The organism is Endozoicomonas atrinae (genome assembly GCF_001647025.1).
Classification (GTDB): domain Bacteria; phylum Pseudomonadota; class Gammaproteobacteria; order Pseudomonadales; family Endozoicomonadaceae; genus Endozoicomonas; species Endozoicomonas atrinae.
In genome coordinates, this window is the sequence record NZ_LUKQ02000124.1 from 1 (window position 1) to 16,567 (window position 16,567).

Sequence of the window (16,567 nt, forward strand, 5' to 3'; positions counted from 1 at the left end):
AAAACGATGCTTTTGGTAGAGCTGGAAATAACAGAAGCGGGCATGACAGTTAACTATTATGAGTGGTGTTCCCATAGTAGCTGTGAAAATAGAGCACTATTGTTTCAATCATTCAGAGAGAGCACCCGCTGGTGAGAGCTATTCAAGTCCAGGTCAGGACCTTTCGGAATTATTTGGGTCGGATTAATCCCTGTATGACTGTAATAATAGTGTCGTTTTATGTGATCAAAATCTGTTGTTTCTCTAACGCCTGAAACCTGGTAAAGCTCTTTTAAATACCCTTGAAGATTTGAATAGTCTGCAATGCGTTTTTTATTACACTTAAAATGACCGACATAAACAGCATCGAAGCGAACCAGTGTTGTAAACAGTCGCCAATCAGCCTCGGTGATTTCAAAACCTGCAAGATACCTGTTTTTTGCAAGATGAGCATCTACCTGATCCAGCGCTGAAAACAAGTCCTCAAATGCTTTCTCATAGGCCTTCTGACTGGTTGCAAAGCCACAGCGATAAACTCCATTATTAATGTTCTCATAAACAATATTATTCCAGTGTTCAATATCATTCCTGAGCTTTTCCGGATAATAATCATCATGATTCCCGGTAAGCTCATTAAATTCAGAATTAAACATCCTGATAATTTCAGAAGACTCATTACTGACAATGGTATTGTGTTTTTTATCCCACAGCACTGGCACCGTGACCCGCCCGGTATAATCCGGTTTTGCTTGAGTATAGATCTGATGCATTCGGGTAAACCCAAACAGGGGATCAGGCAAACTCATTTCCCAGCCTTCTGTAAGCATATCCGGGGATACAACAGTAACCTCAATATGTGTTGTCAGATCTTTCAACTCCCTGAAAATCAATGTTCGATGAGCCCAGGGGCAGGCCAGGGATACATAAAGATGATACCTCCCCGATTCCGGCTGAAACCGGGCAGATGGCTCATTTTTAATCCAGTCACGAAACCCAGCATCTTCACGGATAAACTCACCGTTACTGGCTTCAGTATCATACCACTCTTCCCGCCATACCCCTTTCACCAGCCTGCCCATATATACTCCAACACACTCTGCCTGATAAACAATAACTAGGGGGCGTTCTCAATTAGCCATGAGTCCAGTTGATAACACACGCATTCAGGCCAGGCGAACGGTGCAGGGCATGGTGGATCCATGTTCAAGCCGTTCAACACAGCATTAATGCGTGTGTTATCAACCCGGAGGGCCCCCCATGATTTATGCCATTCTGCGTTGCTCACTACTTATGTGAAATACACTACGCAATTCACGCCTTGTCTGGCGCAAACCATGGGTGGCTGGTCAAATGTCTAATTGAGAGCTCCCCCTACATTATAAATAAGGCCTGAATTCCTTAAACCGAAAAAAACTGACCATTGAATTCATTTATTTTGAACCAATGAAATCTTCCCAGAAAACAGATAAACCAATCCAATGAAAAAGTCTTACCGTATAGGCAGTTATAAGTGAAGATGCGTTAATGAACATGTCACTTATGCTTCAGGGGGGACTGTACAGTAATGCCTGGTTGCAACGACTGACAGACAAAGGAGCTACTGGTAACTGGCGACATTCGTTAGTACTGTACTTCTAACGTAAAGTGGAGAATAACAAGTGGCTATCGTTTCCATACCTGAGCCTGAAAAGCAGATCACACTGGGAATCAGCTCTTGCCTTTTAGGCCATAAAGTACGCTACAACGGGGGACACAAACGTTCATCTTTTTGTGTTAACACTCTCGATAACTTCTTTCTCTTTGAGCCGGTCTGCCCTGAGATGGCTATAGGACTGGGAACCCCCAGAGAGCCCATCCGGCTGGTAGGTGAACTGGCTGAAACATCTCAAACTTCTCGGCAGAGCTCATCGTCTGCTCCAGATAAACAGTTAAAAGTCCGAGTCGTCGGCACTGAAAATTCCAGTTTGGATGTAACCGATGCTTTAGAAAATTATGGTCATGAAATGTCTGACCAGCTCTCCCATATTTGCGGCTATATCCTGATGCAGAAGTCGCCCAGCTGTGGCATGGAAAGGGTTAAGGTATACCATGAAAATGGTCACCCACTGGGGGAAAGTGCGCCCGGAGCCTATGCCAAAGCATTTATGGATAACAATCCATTATTGCCCGTAGAGGAAGAAGGCAGACTCCACGATCCAATTCTCTGTGAAAATTTTTTCACACGAGTCTACGCCTATAATCGCTGGCAGAGAGCCGTATTGGCAGAGCCATCTTATGCAGCACTGGTCGACTTTCACGCTACTCACAAATACATGATCATGGCCCATTATCCCCAAGGGTATGAGTTGCTGGGTCAAATCGTGGCCAAAGGCAGAAAAGCGTCTCTGGATGAGCTGCTGAATGAGTATCTCCTTAACTTTATGAATGCCCTTAAACGACGTGCAAATCGAAAATCGCACACCAATGCCATGATGCACATCCTCGGATATGTTAAAAAGAGTGTCGATGGTAAAGAAAGAAACCAGCTTCTGAAGTTGATTGAAGAGTACCGTCAGGAAATGGTGCCTCTCATTGCCCCAATGACCATGCTGCGACACTTTATCGAAAATCATGGCAGTGAGTACATTCAACGGCAAACCTACCTGACTCCTCACCCGGATCAGCTGGGCTTACGAAACCGGATCTAATACCAATCGTGCTTTCTAACTCCCGTTATGAGCAAGAAAATTTGAGCCTTAAGACAAGGCGGCGTGAGGAGTCATAGCCTCAGCTATGACGACGATCGGCAACGCAGGGTTAAGGCTCAAATCTTCAGCGCAATAGGGAGTTAGAAGGTTCGATTAGTATAATAAATAAAGAGGAAAAGGAAACAAGATGTCCATCTGGAAAAGGCCATACAGCCCTGACACCGCCGTATTCAAAGAGAATATGTGTGACTATGTAGGCATTGAAATTACAGAAGTGGGTGAAGACTTTCTGCGCGGCACAATGCCAGTTGACCGCAGAACCATCCAACCCATGGGATTGCTCCATGGTGGGGCCTCTGTCGTTCTCGCTGAAACACTGGGCAGTATTGCCGCCAACCTGTGCTGTGAAGACGGAGCTTACTGTGTTGGCCTGGAAATTAACGCCAACCATCTTCGATCAGCTACTTCAGGAAAAGTGATCGGCACTACCCGACCGATCCATATCGGCCGCAGCACCCAGGTATGGGAGATTAAAATTGAGGATGAGCAGGGCAGGCCAACCTGCATCTCCCGTATCACCATGGCTACAAAGAAAATGTAGCCCCCCTGTCTCAGACTCCCCCCAGGACAAATCACTTGAGAATATCAACCAGACCTTTCTCAAGTGAAACTAACGGACGTTCAACAATTCGGCCAACCTCCAGGCCATTCTGCATCACTATGAACGTAGGGATCCGGCTGAATTCATACTGTGCAGCCAGACCCTCCTCATCTTTCTTATTCCGGTCAACGGCAATGTAAGTTATGTGGATATCTGGATTATCAATCGCTTCCATAATTCGCATAAAACGGGGCGTTTCCCGGTGACAGTCTGGGCACCAGGTAGCGATAATGACAACAATCTCCGTTGGTATTGATAGTTGTCGAAGTGGTGAAACTGCATCCGTATCTACCTGATAGCTCTGGTAGTACCTGCGGAATTCCTCCTGCTCTGCAATCAATTTTTCCGGATTTATTTTTCCTGTTGGAACCACGGGGGGATACTCATTTGGACAACTGGCAACTTCCTCAGCCACTTCCAGGTTGAAGCCACAGCTTTCAGGCTTCGCCTGAAAGCTGAGAGAGACAGCAACCAAAGAAAGAGCCAGTTTTACTTTATTCTTCATCTTGACCAGACCCTCAAGCTACATTGCTAATGTGTCTGGCTCGTCAGTATATGCAACCCTGCATCATTTACAGGGGCTTTTCAGCTCAGTGTGAGATCCCTGGCACCTAGAGTGCATCAAGCAACTGTTTTTCCAGCTTGATCTGATCTGCAGTAAAGTTCCTGATGCCCTCCGCCAGTTTTTCTGTCGCCATGGCATCTTCATTCATCGCCCAGCGAAATGCAGCCTCATCCAGCACCACTTTGTTATCACTGCAACTTGGTGAGTCGGCAAACAATTTTTGCTCAAGTGGCTTCTCAGTCGATTCCAGCTGATCCAGAAGGTCTGGGCCAATAGTCAGGCAGTCACAGCCGGCTAACTCAATAATCTCACCGGTATTTCGGAAACTGGCTCCCATTACTACCGTTTTATAGCCATGCTGCTTGTAATAGTTGTAGATACGGGTGACTGATTGAACACCCGGATCCTCAGATGCAGAAAAATCCCGACCTTCTGCTTTTTTGTACCAGTCCAGAATCCGACCAACAAAGGGTGAGATCAAATAAGCACCGGCATCGGCACAGGCTTGAGCCTGAGCAAAACTGAACAGCAGGGTCAGATTACAGCGAATACCTTCTTTTTCAAGAATCTCTGCAGCTCGTATACCTTCCCAGGTAGAGGCTATTTTGATCAGTACCCGTTCACTATCAGCCCCCTGCTCTTTATAAAGATCAATCAGCTGTCTGGCTTTTTCAATGGTTGCCTCAGTATCAAATGACAGCCGTGCATCTACCTCAGTAGAAACAACACCGGGAACCACCTTCTGAATCTCTTTGCCGATACCAACCGTCAGCCAGTCACAGGCATAACGAGCACTTTCCGTTTTATCTTTTGAGCCATTGCGTCCAAAGACAACGGCTTCATCAACAAGCGCTTTATACGCCGGTAGCTGAGCAGCTTTTAAAATCAGTGAAGGATTGGTCGTCGCATCAACCGGTTGGTATCGACGGATAGCTTCGATATCACCGGTATCGGCCACAACCTTGGTCATATTTTTTAATTGGTCGAGCTGATTTTGCATACTGCACCTTCTTCCAGCCAATAACAAAGCTGGATCCTTTATAACCAGATAAAAGCTTTAAAAGTTTACAACCACCGTCTTCGTATTTGATAAACGAGAGGGTTCCAGAGTATCTGTATTAACTTTTTAAATCAAAGAAATACAAGAATCATGACGTATGCAAGGTTTCAAGAGCACCTGCGATTTCCTGATCGCACTGAATGAACTCTTCAACCTGAAAACGATAGGGAATAGACGACTGAGATCCAGCACTCATTACAGAAAGGCCTGCACTGGCATTGGCAAAAAGGGCAGCATCTTCCAGAGACTTTCCTTCTGCCAGAGCCACCAGCAACGCTCCATTAAATGTATCACCGGCAGCAGTTGTATCAACCGCCTTAACTGGAAACCCGGGAACAATCAGACCTTTAGGATGGCCTGAGCTGATTGACGACACATAGACTCCAATCTGCCCCATGGTGATCGCAACGTCAGGAATACCTTTCTCATGCAATATCCCAGCAGCCTGTCTTGCAGACTTTTCATCGGAAGCTTTAATGCCGGTAATAATTTCTGCTTCCGTCTGATTGGGTGTAATCAAATCAATAGCCAGCAAGTAATCATTGGAAAACTCTCTAGCAGGTGCTGGATTCAAGGCAACTTTAGTATTGTTTTCCCGGGCAATATGAGCAGCCTGTAAAATGACAGATTCAGGAACCTCCTGCTGCAAGAGCAGATAATCTGCATCAGTGATCAGACTGTGGTTCTGCTCAATGTGCTCTTCTCTCAGGCAGCCATTAGCACCAGCCGAGATACCAATGATGTTTTCACCTTTGGCATTAACGAAAATCAGGGCAACTCCGGTATCCATATCCACAACTTCTGTAATAGCAGTCGTATCAACGCCCTCATCACTCAGTTGCTGCACTATTTCCCGCCCCAGATCGTCCTGACCAATAGCCGCCATCATGTGCGTGTTTCCCCCAAGGCGGGCACAGGCTACCGCCTGGTTAGCACCTTTGCCTCCAGCCATAATGTTATAGGATGAACCTGTAATGGTTTGGCCTGGCTTTGGAAAACGATTAACCCTCAGAACATGATCAACATTAATACTGCCTAGAACGAGAATCTGCTTGCTCATATCACCACCGGTGAAAATCAGGCTGACAATGCATAATACCAATTGCACTTTCTAACGCCCTATTGCGCAGATGCCCTGAAGCGTATTCCTGCGTTGAAGCTCCTCACCATAGCTACGGCTATGACTCGTCACTTCGCCTTTATGCCCTTCAGGGTATTGCCTTACACTCCCGTACATCATGCTCATAACGGGTTTAGAAAGTTTAATTGGTATAAGTGTAATTCAAATGTCGTTTGAGGCAGGTGGTTTTATAAAAACGTTGTTGTAAAAACAGAGTCTGGAAGCCTGGCAAGAACCAGACTTCTATTTACTTGAGACTCGTTATAAGTCAAATGACGCTATGAGGCTCTAAGCTGCTCAGAAATGTAAGCTCCATCCAAAGGCTCAAAAGTAGAGTAAGGGCGGTCCGGTAAAAATTCATTGGTATAACAGCTGTGGCAATCCATGGTTTCATCCGTAATAGCAAGCTGCTGAGCATAAAGTCCAACTTTCTCCCAATCTCTGTCCACATTAATCAGGTCACGAGAGAAATAGGGAAGGCAGCTGATATAAATTTTCCTGAAGGTATCCGTTCTCAATCTCGGAATCTGCTCACAAAGCAGCTCATACGCTTTTTCGGGATTTTCGAGCGTCCACTGAGTCCCTCTCAGGGTCGCTCTCATAAACCGTCTCACATTTTCCTGATTGTTTTCCAGATAGGCCTCATTCACCAGGAAAAGGATTGAACAGAAGCAGCAACACCCAAGTCCGGCAAGTTCATCCACCCGTAACATGCCCGTCTCCTGCCCACTGACCTGCTCCAGTTCAACCTGCTGAAAGCAGCCAATCCCCATGCCAGCATCTACCTTATTCTGAATAATGGCATCGGTAATGTTCATACCAACACGAACCGTTTCATAAGCATCAGGCTCAATATTTGCCCGTCTGGCCAGATCATCAATGATGATTTTTCCAAACCGACCGATATAGCCGATCCGTCTTCCCCGGATATCATCAAACCCCTTAATGCCACTGGATTTCAGAAAGATCAGGCCAGTTGGGGGCTCATGAAACAACGTACCCACAGAAACGACCTTATAGCCCTTGGCTCTGGCCGCATAGGTATGGATCATCGCTTTCAATGCAATATCCACTTTATTCTGACCAATCAAGTCGGTTACATCGGAAGGGTCAGTGGTTTCCATAATGGCAGGAGCAAGCCCTTCTTCTTTATAAAACCCCAAGTGGTGAGCCATAAAAACGGGGGTGTGGTAAGGGTTGGCATACCAGTTCAGAAGCAGGGAAAGCCTGGGCGTTGCGATCATGCGTTAATCCTCACGACAGATAGAAGTCATCGAATAACGTGACGCATAAAGGCCCGAAGAGGACAGCACCACCTATGCTGTGAACATAACGTAGAGGCAGAGTAGCTCTGCAGAATGTCTATAGAATAAGCGGTAGCTTTATGGCAGTTCCTACGCCGGTACTAACCGGTTCAGGTTCAACAGGTATAATCTCAGCCTGAAAGCTTACTGATCAAACAGGCACCCTGCGCCACTGGAGTCCACCAGCAACCATTAATAAGTAATGAGACAGGCAGACCTTAACGCAAAATTATAGAGTGCTTTTTGCCTTCTGCCAGCTGTCAGGAGGAGCACCCTCTGGCTCCCCTTCTCTGCAGCTTTGTCAGATAGATCGTCACGCTGACACCTATAGCCACAAGCAAGTATTTAACCCATACCAATTTTACAATCCAGATTGAGATGCTCATGGTCAGCCAGAGAAAAGCAACCGCACGAATGTAAACCTTTCTGGAAATACTGCGTTCATCAAGATACTGACGCAAAGGAGGGCCCAGAACCTGATGATTCAATAGCCAGGAGTGAATGGCTGGAGATGACCGTAAACTGAAAAAAGCCGCCAACAATAGAAAGGGCGTAGTGGGCAACAGCGGCAGGAAAACACCGATAAAACCCAGTACAACACAAAGTAGGGCACAGGCTTTAAAGACCCATCGAACCACTGGGTTACGTATCAGAATGCCTGATGATTGAGGGGCCGGAGCTTTATCTCTTAGGTTCATTCTTATCGATAGCTGATTCTTCGGTTATGTTTACTCAAAAAATGCCTCTTGAATCCGGGTGACATACTCCAGTTCAACCAGCTTTTTCAGGGTCACCAGGTAGTTGGCCTGGTACGTATCGCCAACCACCAGATACTGTTCTTTACCACACTGTAAACGTCCCGGGGATTCTTTGTAGACAATTGCGGTTGGGTCAATGGACATCACCTGCCGTGCGGTATTCACATGTGCAGGAATACAGAACTCATAACTCAGGGACCGTTTGCCATCAGCTGGCCCATAAAGGCCATCGGCATCCAGACGGGTCAAATCAAACGCCACCTTTTGCTGAACCTTGCCTTTCAGCAGACCATCCAGATGACTGCAGGCCGACAGCACGAGCGCACTCAGTAGAATGGCAACTAACTTTGATGTGTTCATGGGGTATCCAGTCGAGCGATGATGCCTATCATTATTATTGTCGGCTTTCCCAAAGGAAAGCCGAACTTAAAGGCGACTGCAGAATTTTACGCGAGCGGCTTGAGGCCTACGGCATGACGAATAGACGTCAGAAAAGGTGCGGCTTCAGCCCGGGCCTTTTCAGCCCCTTTAAGCAGCTCTTTTTCGATAAATGCCGGATCTTCGATCAATGCATTGTAACGTTCACGAGGATCTTTCAAATGCTCATTCAAGAACTCAAACAACTCATTTTTCAGATCTCCCCAGCCAGCACCATCGGCATATTGCTGACGTTTCACCTCAATCTGAGTGGCATCGGCAAATGCAGAGTAGATCTGGAAAAGAGTACAGGTATCCGGATCTTTTGGCTCACCCGGCTCCAATGAGTTGGTTTTGATCTTACGAATCAGCTTAAGCAGTTTCTTTTCAGGCACAAAAAGCGGAATCGTATTATCGTAGCTCTTGCTCATCTTACGCCCATCAAGACCGTTCAGAACCGCAGTGCTTTCACCAACAACTGCCTCAGGCAGAACAAACCTGGTCTTGTAATGATGATTCATGCGTCCAGCAATATCCCGGGCCATCTCAATATGCTGAACCTGATCACGACCCACCGGCACTTTATGGGCATTGAACATGAGAATATCTGCCGCCATCAGCACCGGATAGCAGAAGAGTCCCATGGTCACCCCCTTGTCCGGGTCCTGCTCACCGGCTTCTTCATTGGCCTGAACCGCAGCCTTATAAGCATGGGCACGGTTCATCAGACCTTTGGCGGTCATACAGCCAAGAATCCAGTTCAATTCGGCAATTTCCGGAATGTCTGACTGACGATAGAAAGTCACGCGATCCGTATCCAGACCCAGTGCCAGCCAGGTAGCCGCAATCTCCAGCGTAGACTGATGAATACGCTTAGGGTCACGACCTTTGATCAATGCGTGATAGTCAGCCAGAAAATAGTACGAAGCAATATCGTCACGCCAGCTTTCCTCAATCGCAGGCTTGATAGCCCCCACGTAGTTACCCAGGTGTGGTGTTCCAGTTGTCGTAATACCTGTCAGTACTTTCGTTTTACTCATGAGTTCACTCGCACAGCGACGATGTAACCTGGCCTGAAACGCAGACCAGAAAGGAATTTCCTTAAATACAGATTTCAGGAAAGGGCTGCATTATAGAAGAGCATGGCGTATACCCTCAATAGAGAAAGACTATGGTCAGAGGGGCATTTTCGATTCACATATCGTTGTGATGACAAAAAGACTGATAGCATCAAAGTGAGAACCAGCGCCTCAAAAAACCACACCAACCAATAATTATTCAGAGCAATATCCTTAATTTTCATAACAAGAGCGAACTATACCCCTGCCATAAGAAATACCAATGAACCAATTAACTCCTTCTAAGTCATAGCATACAGCTAACTATAACTTTTACAGCAATGACAGGAGCTTTAAATGGATCCCTATAGCAGTAACCCTGATCTATCTCAAACTAACCAATACCACCAATCCAGAATGGGAGAATACTATAAAAGTCAGCCCTCCCCACCCAGGCAGTCAGGAGAACCACAAGGCTGTGAAATTCCACGAAGCTCTTCACCTCATTCTCACAGAGAACAGAAAGCCAGAGATATCACACAGACTGAAGCCAGCGCATCTTACCTCACGCAGCAAGATCTGGACGCTCTTGATGAAAACGCCCGAATCGAACATGCCATAAAACTATCCCAAGAAGCTTGTGGTGAGACAGTGTTTCCAAAACAAAAACCATCGGTTCCCCCCGAAGAAGGTGCTTGTGCACTCCCCCATTTACAACACCAAGCATCTTGTACTCCAGCCTCTAACGATGGTCAAATGTTAATAGAGAGTCGCAATTTTTTCTTTCCAGAGGATAAGAAGGCCAGGATAGGAAAAACGCGTTAGATTTTTTAAATGAAAAAAACCGAAACTTACATACTTTATTGATAAATTTGAAAGAAACACTCTGCGATACAGAAGTACAGCTTGATGCCTCTCAACTTGCGGCAACGGTTAAATCCATAAAAGAACAGTATAAAGAACTACTTCTTGAACATCCGACTCTTGCACAACAGGCTGGACTTGCTCATGAATTAGATGACTATGTTCGGGAAGTTGTTAGACACCCCAGTGTGCGCTTATTGACGGAACCTCTTGAGCACTGGAGCGATATCATACCAATCTGCCTCCATCTTAATCAGCACCGGGAAGAAGCCATTAGAGGAGCATCACCACTTGACCAAGAGTCAAACTCAGATCAAGGACTAGAATCAATAATACAACAACTGAAAAAATTATTGATTAATACCGACGGAAATCTCCCTTTATCTGGAGAAGAGTTGCTGCATAGACTCACCCCTATTCTCAGTGTGCTGAGTTCTGCATTACAGGGTTTAGGTACACAGACACATTACCTTCACCCAAGCAAATACCCTACTTATTTTGCTACGATAGTTTCAGTAATGAAGCAACATGGCCCAGCAATTCAGCGAGCTGAGTTAGCAATGCTTCCTGTTGACGCAGTTGCCCAGAGGATTCTGGACCTCTTCTGTGTCATCTACAGAAAGCAAAACCCCGAAGGGGTCAAAATTCTTGATGATGCTCTTAATGGCCATGTCGCCACATGGTCGCGTCAGGAAAAACGAGTATTTGCTGCAGCACTGATATCTGATAACCCCGATGCGGATGAAACACTGCTTTGCCTTGCCTCTAGGCTAAACCATGAAGTTGAGAAGGGTCACAAATTAGAAATAAGGGAAGACAATGGGAGAGGAGTTTGGAAAAAGCTTCCGTCTTCTAAAGACCATGAGCACCAGTCAAAAGAACTGGCTAAAGTGAACAGGAATACAGCCTTGGTTCTTGCTTCAGAGTACCGACCTGATTTTTCAAGAATCACTGTTGGTGTAACAAAGAAGCACCTCATAATTGCTGGTTTGGAGTATCCAATCACAAAGCGTGGGTGCGATCTTAAAGTAAATGAGCTGAACTTACCTCAGCTAATGAAATGTCCGTCTATATCGCAACATATTTATCGTGCTCAAATAGATCAGCATTTGGATGCTCTAGCAGCGGGACGCAAGAACTTCGAATGGCTGGACCCAGAAGACAAGGAACTATTAAAAGAAAGATCTACATTACCTAAGAATTTAGAGGTTCCTATAAAGAAACGCGCTTCCGGAGAAGAGCTTCAACGACAGGCGGCAGCATGGAAGATTGAACCAGTAGAAGAGCGTATACCAGGAAAACCCAGTAAAGAGAACGCTATTTCCGCTTTATTCCACAAAGCACTTCCATGGAAAAAAAGCTGATTCAGAGGTATCTCTGCTGGATAGAGCGCAGAGATACCATTCAATCAAGTAAATAACAAAATTAAACGGCTAAAGGCATTGCACCAGAAGCCAACATCCGATTCCGGCGAATGATGGCACGCAGACGCAGGGTCAACAGGAAGGCGCCCATGGTCAAAGCAGTCACCAGACCAATCCATAAGCCATGAGGCCCCATTGGCTCAACAATCCAGTCGGTCAGCCCCAGGATATAACCCAGAGGTAATGCGACTCCCCAGCAGGCAAACAGAATCATTGCCATAGGCACCCGAGTGTCTTTATAGCCACGCAATGCACCGTTGGCTGCGATCTGAATACCATCAGCATATTGGAACAATGCCGCATAAACCAACAGTTGAGCAGCCAGAATAGCAACTTCCGGATTCTGTGTATAAATGGAAGTCACTACTCCAGGCAGGAACATCATGACGGAAGCACTCACTGTCGCACTGACCAGAGTCGTCGCAATACCCGCATAACTGGAGTATGCAGCCTGCTCAGTTTTACCAGCCCCCAATGCCTGCCCGACACGAATGGTCAACCCCATCGCCAGACTCATCGGCACCATAAAGGCCAGTGAGGTAAAGTTAAGGGCAATCTGATGCCCCGCCACCACGATCGCACCTAATTTACCAATCAGCAGAGCCACCACCGAGAAGATACTGGCTTCAAAGAAGATGGCCAGACCAATCGGTATACCCAGCTTTAGCTGACTGGAAATAATTCTCAGGCTGGGCAAGTCCCAATGGTCAAACAAACCAATCTTACGATGCTGCTGACCCAGCATGGTGTAACCCGCCATCATCAGGAACATGACCCAGAAACAAACGGCTGTCGCATAACCGCAGCCAACACCGCCAAGCTCAGGGAACCCGAACTTTCCATAAATCAGTACATAGTTCAGTGGAATATTCAGTGCCAGAGCCGCAAAGCTGAACACCATGCTGGGCTTGGTTTTACCCATCCCTTCACAGTAACAGGTAAGCGCCTGAAACAAACAAATCGCAGGAATACCCCAGGCAAGCGCTTTTAGATATTCAAGCGTTTTCGCAGCCATCTCAGGCTCAACCTGCAACCATTGAAGTACGACATCGGATTTGTAAATAAAACCAAGGGCCAGAAGACTCATTAACAGAGCAATCCACAGCCCCTGACGTACCTGACCACCAATTTCACCGGTCTGACGTGCACCGTACAGGTGGGCAACCGTTGGTGTAATGGCCATTAAAATACCACGGATTAACAGGTAGACCGGCATCCAGATACTGGAGCCCAGGGCGATGGCCGCCAGATCCATAGCTGAATATTGTCCGGCCATACTGGTGTCGACAAATGTCATACCTGTAGTTGCCAACTGAGCTCCCATAATAGGCCCAGCCAGATAAAGTAATTCACGAAGTTCGCCACGATAGCGGGCAAAGGTTGATAGATTTGTTCTCATTTTTGCTCACAGGATAGACTCCCAACGCCAGACAGACCCGGGGCGAAGGGTTTTATATTCTATCAATGAATCAAAAAATGATTGGATTGGATATTTCGAAATAATGCGCGGTGTTTATCCCTATAAAAAGCTGACAAGAAAAGGCTTGTGCAAATGGTCAAGCCGTGTACTGTGAGCCCATTCCAATATCAACTGAGCCAGCAATGTCTTCATTCAGTTCATTTAAACGCGGCGATGCCGTCACTCTCACTGACGGCTTTACCATTTCGCTGATCAAGGGCAGTGATTTTCCTGACATCCTTGAGATGCTGGAAAATCCAAAGGTGACTGAATACCTGTTCTTTGCCCCAGCCCCGGAAGAGGTATACCGAGGGTATTTTGACCCCATCATTGATGGCACCAGAGAGGCAATTAACAAAGGTGAGATACCTGAAGGCCCGACGGCCATTATCCGTGATACTTCTGGTCGTTACATGGGTATGTGTGGATTACATCCGGTCATGTTTCTTCAGGGTAACTATGAAGTCGGCTACCAGTATTCTGAACACGCCTGGGGGAAAGGGTTAGCCAGCAGCAGCGGCCGATTTCTTCTTTCACTGGCGTTTAGGGAAATGGGAGCACACAAGGTGACAGCAGACTGTTATCGCTCCAATACCGGCTCCTATAAAACCATGGAAAAGATCGGCATGATTCAGGAAGGCTGCCAGTGTGCGTATTATAAAACTGAAAGCGGATTTGATGATCGGCTACTCTACGGCATCACCAGACAGCAGTTTGAGCGTATAAACGGAGCAGACAACCATGCCGGAACTACCAGAAGTTGAAACCACCCGGCGGGGCATTGAGCCTCATATTGAAGGTCATACCATTTCGGAAATCATTGTCCGTGAATCCAGGCTCCGCTGGCCGGTGCCTGAAAATATCAATCAAATCCTGAGTGGTAAGACCATTACACAGGTAAAAAGAAGAGCCAAATACCTGCTTCTGGATACCGGTTCTGGTCATCTCATTATGCATCTGGGGATGTCCGGTAGCCTGAGAGTACTAAAAAACGATACACCGCCGGAAAAACACGACCATGTAGATATTCTTCTGACAGATGGCCAACGATTGAGGTACACAGACCCTCGCCGCTTCGGTGCTGTTCTCTGGTCTGAGCGCCCTCTCCACGAGCATAAACTTCTAAAGAATCTGGGACCTGAGCCTCTGAACAATGAGTTCACGGCTCAACGGCTGTTTCAAATGTCTCGAGGCAAAAGCCAGTCGGTAAAGACATTTATTATGGACAATAAAGTAGTGGTTGGTGTCGGTAACATTTATGCCAGTGAAGCGTTGTTCAAAGCCGGGATAAGGCCTGACCGAGCCTGTGGAAAAATCTCACTCAACCGTTATAAACGGCTGGCTGAAGCCATAAAAGAGACGTTGGCCAAAGCCATTGAACAAGGCGGTACTACCTTGCGTGACTTTGTCGGGGGTGATGGCAAACCCGGTTACTTTAAACAGGAACTGGCCGTTTATGGCCGTACAGGGCAGCCCTGCATCACGTGCGGCAAAACCATTAAGGAAATAAAACTGGGGAACCGGAGCAGTTGTTATTGCCCTCACTGTCAGCGGTGATGAACAACAATATGTGACTCTTTATACCAGTTCCGCCTTCTAAGATATGATATCGAGCAGGCCATTTTTGACAGCTGGGCAAGGCGGAATGACGAGTAATAGCAGGGCTACTTGTGCCCTCGGGTATTGCGAGGAATTCCAACGAAGATCCAGCTGTTCAAAATGGCTGCGCAGTTCATGTTTCGAAGGTGGAATTTGTATTGTTTAGGGAAGGTATGTTTTGAGATTTATCAAACACCTATCCAGATAAAGGGCTTACCCAAGAAAATAAAGCAACTTCAAGCACTTCCTACAAGATACGCCGCACTACCTGGGCACGATCCAGATACCAGCTTCTATGATATGGCAGGCTTACCCCTCCAGATTTATCCTATTGATTTTTATAGGCATTTTATTGGCTTTTATGATTTCTCTTTCAGCGTGCTGTATTCAGCTAAGCTTATGTTGAGTTTTGATTGTTTTCATCACTTCTGGCTGAACTGCAGAGGTAGTGCTCATATCTCTGTTGATTAAGGACGTAATCAAGTGAGGAGAAAAGGATGTCTGAGCCCATTAATGGTTTAAGCAGTAATGTCGCTTTCCAAAAGACCAACCCTGAAGATTTGATCCCCAAGGAAGACAGTCAGGGACGACCTATTCACCCATATTCCCATGAACCAATGAGCCCGGAAGAGTTCAAGCGTTACATGCAGCGGCTTGAAATGCAGGCGCAATCTGATGAAGAACTCAGAAAGGTATTAATGGGTACAGACGAAGCCAGTAAAGTGCGTGAAGAACGCCAGAATACTGAAGAGCTGGCCAGTACTGGAAGTGTAGCTGGCAATGAGAAAGCTCAGTCTATGTCTTCAGCGGTTAAAGGCAATATTTTAACCGGGGGGGTCTAGACTCTGTTGACATAAAGACAGCTTTACGAGCCACTGAGCCTGCAAACTTATGTCAACAGAGCCTAATTAACGCTTCTTTTTTGAATACATTGCTGGCTATGAAAGCCCAACTTTTTCAGTTGGGCTTTTGTTTTTTTCAACTTTTTCGACCTTCACTGGACAAGTGAAATACATGTCGTTAAAAAGATGGTTTTCTGAATCCAGAGGTTAGCAATGAGCAACTACCAACGTAGCTCGGAAAGTAAGCTGGTCTATTCCACTGATGCCGGTCGAATAAAGGAAGAGACTGCCAAACCAGAAGTAGTTGGTGATGGCAACGTTCGTGTTCGTCCGGAGAAAAAAGGAAGAGGTGGAAAAGTGGTCACGGTCATCAGCGGGCTGCCACTTGCAGGCAATGAACTGAAAGCTTTTGCCAAACAGCTAAAGAAGCGCTGTGGCGGTGGTGGTGCAGTTAAAGATGGTAATATTGAGCTTCAGGGAGACCACGTAGATATCATGGTTGAGCATTTGAAAAAAGAAGGTTTTGAAGCAAAAAGATCCGGTGGATAGGCACACGAGCCTGTAAATAATTCTGTGTAAACGCCACCAAAACTATTACTCCTTGAACCGGTCAGGAAACATAATTTCAAACCGGTTCATGGCTGCTTTCCAGTTCCTGATCGGCATGGTCCATTTCTCGGAAGCTTTTTCCATGGCCAGATAGATTACCTTCATGACTGACTCATCAGTCCGAAAAATCTTCCGGTTCTTGATCGCCTTACGAATGACGC

General features: G+C 46.4%; 18 protein-coding genes, 1 pseudogene and 1 riboswitch. Of the genes and pseudogenes, 9 read left to right on the plus strand and 10 right to left on the minus strand.

The annotated features are described in order from the left end of the window. Positions 1–104 precede the first annotated feature (104 nt). Positions 105–1,058, minus strand: a complete 954-nt coding sequence (locus AK963_RS16490) for a glutathione S-transferase family protein (protein WP_066016541.1) — start codon at positions 1,056–1,058, stop codon at positions 105–107. Positions 1,059–1,637: 579 nt separating this feature from the next. Here AK963_RS16490 and AK963_RS16495 point away from each other — a divergent pair. Together AK963_RS16495 and AK963_RS16500 are read left to right on the plus strand one after the other, a co-directional pair. Beyond that, positions 1,638–2,666 carry a YbgA family protein gene (locus AK963_RS16495; RefSeq protein WP_083232708.1) on the plus strand — a complete coding sequence of 343 codons (1,029 nt, stop codon included), beginning with the start codon at positions 1,638–1,640 and terminating at the stop codon, positions 2,664–2,666. Positions 2,667–2,853: 187 nt separating this feature from the next. Further along, the gene (locus AK963_RS16500) at positions 2,854–3,267 is read left to right on the plus strand and encodes a hotdog fold thioesterase (protein ID WP_066016542.1); all 414 of its coding nucleotides are present in this window, start codon (positions 2,854–2,856) and stop codon (positions 3,265–3,267) included. Between the two features lie 31 nt (positions 3,268–3,298). Here the strand turns inward: AK963_RS16500 and AK963_RS16505 are convergent, their stop codons facing one another. The 7 genes from AK963_RS16505 to AK963_RS16535 form a co-directional block, all read right to left on the minus strand. Continuing rightward, complete coding sequence (locus AK963_RS16505; RefSeq protein WP_066016543.1) at positions 3,299–3,832, minus strand: thioredoxin family protein; 534 nt, start codon at positions 3,830–3,832, stop codon at positions 3,299–3,301. 106 nt (positions 3,833–3,938) lie between these two features. Further along, positions 3,939–4,892 (minus strand): transaldolase, encoded by a 954-nt coding sequence (gene tal, locus AK963_RS16510; RefSeq protein WP_066016544.1) that lies wholly within the window; start codon positions 4,890–4,892, stop codon positions 3,939–3,941. A 148-nt stretch (positions 4,893–5,040) separates the two neighbouring features. After that, entirely contained in the window at positions 5,041–6,060 is a 1,020-nt protein-coding gene (gene rbsK / locus AK963_RS16515) for a ribokinase (protein WP_202969800.1), read from the minus strand. 290 nt (positions 6,061–6,350) lie between these two features. Then, positions 6,351–7,316, minus strand: a complete 966-nt coding sequence (locus AK963_RS16520; RefSeq protein ID WP_066016545.1) for an ABC transporter substrate-binding protein — start codon at positions 7,314–7,316, stop codon at positions 6,351–6,353. 129 nt (positions 7,317–7,445) lie between these two features. Continuing rightward, a riboswitch (TPP riboswitch) is annotated at positions 7,446–7,553 on the minus strand. A gap of 83 nt (positions 7,554–7,636) precedes the next feature. Continuing rightward, positions 7,637–8,074: a YbaN family protein gene (locus tag AK963_RS16525; protein ID WP_066016546.1), complete on the minus strand. Its 438-nt coding sequence runs from the start codon at positions 8,072–8,074 to the stop codon at positions 7,637–7,639. A gap of 30 nt (positions 8,075–8,104) precedes the next feature. Continuing rightward, entirely contained in the window at positions 8,105–8,494 is a 390-nt protein-coding gene (locus AK963_RS16530) for a hypothetical protein (RefSeq protein WP_083232709.1), read from the minus strand. A gap of 86 nt (positions 8,495–8,580) precedes the next feature. Next, a complete protein-coding gene (locus AK963_RS16535) occupies positions 8,581–9,591 on the minus strand; it encodes a tryptophan--tRNA ligase (protein ID WP_066016547.1) in 1,011 nt (336 codons plus the stop codon). Between the two features lie 375 nt (positions 9,592–9,966). Here AK963_RS16535 and AK963_RS16540 point away from each other — a divergent pair, with 375 nt between their 5' ends. Then, a complete protein-coding gene (locus AK963_RS16540) occupies positions 9,967–10,434 on the plus strand; it encodes a hypothetical protein (RefSeq protein WP_066016548.1) in 468 nt (155 codons plus the stop codon). A gap of 47 nt (positions 10,435–10,481) precedes the next feature. Beyond that, complete coding sequence (locus tag AK963_RS16545; protein WP_139117458.1) at positions 10,482–11,837, plus strand: hypothetical protein; 1,356 nt, start codon at positions 10,482–10,484, stop codon at positions 11,835–11,837. A 61-nt stretch (positions 11,838–11,898) separates the two neighbouring features. Here AK963_RS16545 and AK963_RS16550 read toward each other — a convergent pair whose 3' ends face one another. Then, on the minus strand, positions 11,899–13,296 hold the full coding sequence (locus AK963_RS16550) for an MATE family efflux transporter (protein ID WP_066016550.1): 1,398 nt from the start codon (positions 13,294–13,296) through the stop codon (positions 11,899–11,901). 203 nt (positions 13,297–13,499) lie between these two features. Between AK963_RS16550 and AK963_RS16555 the strand changes: the two genes are divergently transcribed. The 5 genes from AK963_RS16555 to yciH all read left to right on the plus strand — a co-directional run bounded on the left by AK963_RS16555 (position 13,500) and on the right by yciH (position 16,346). Continuing rightward, positions 13,500–14,120, plus strand: a complete 621-nt coding sequence (locus AK963_RS16555; protein WP_066016551.1) for a GNAT family N-acetyltransferase — start codon at positions 13,500–13,502, stop codon at positions 14,118–14,120. Then, the gene (gene mutM / locus AK963_RS16560) at positions 14,098–14,913 is read left to right on the plus strand and encodes a bifunctional DNA-formamidopyrimidine glycosylase/DNA-(apurinic or apyrimidinic site) lyase (protein ID WP_066016552.1); all 816 of its coding nucleotides are present in this window, start codon (positions 14,098–14,100) and stop codon (positions 14,911–14,913) included. Before AK963_RS16555 ends, mutM begins: the two co-directional genes overlap by 23 nt. Positions 14,914–15,075: 162 nt before the next feature. Next, on the plus strand, positions 15,076–15,426 hold the full coding sequence (locus AK963_RS16565) for a hypothetical protein (protein WP_066016553.1): 351 nt from the start codon (positions 15,076–15,078) through the stop codon (positions 15,424–15,426). A gap of 26 nt (positions 15,427–15,452) precedes the next feature. After that, entirely contained in the window at positions 15,453–15,797 is a 345-nt protein-coding gene (locus AK963_RS16570; RefSeq protein WP_066016554.1) for a hypothetical protein, read from the plus strand. A 213-nt stretch (positions 15,798–16,010) separates the two neighbouring features. After that, complete coding sequence (yciH, locus tag AK963_RS16575) at positions 16,011–16,346, plus strand: stress response translation initiation inhibitor YciH (protein WP_066016555.1); 336 nt, start codon at positions 16,011–16,013, stop codon at positions 16,344–16,346. A 45-nt stretch (positions 16,347–16,391) separates the two neighbouring features. Here yciH and AK963_RS35455 read toward each other — a convergent pair. After that, positions 16,392–16,567 (minus strand): annotated as a pseudogene (locus AK963_RS35455) (IS256 family transposase); the annotation flags it as partial.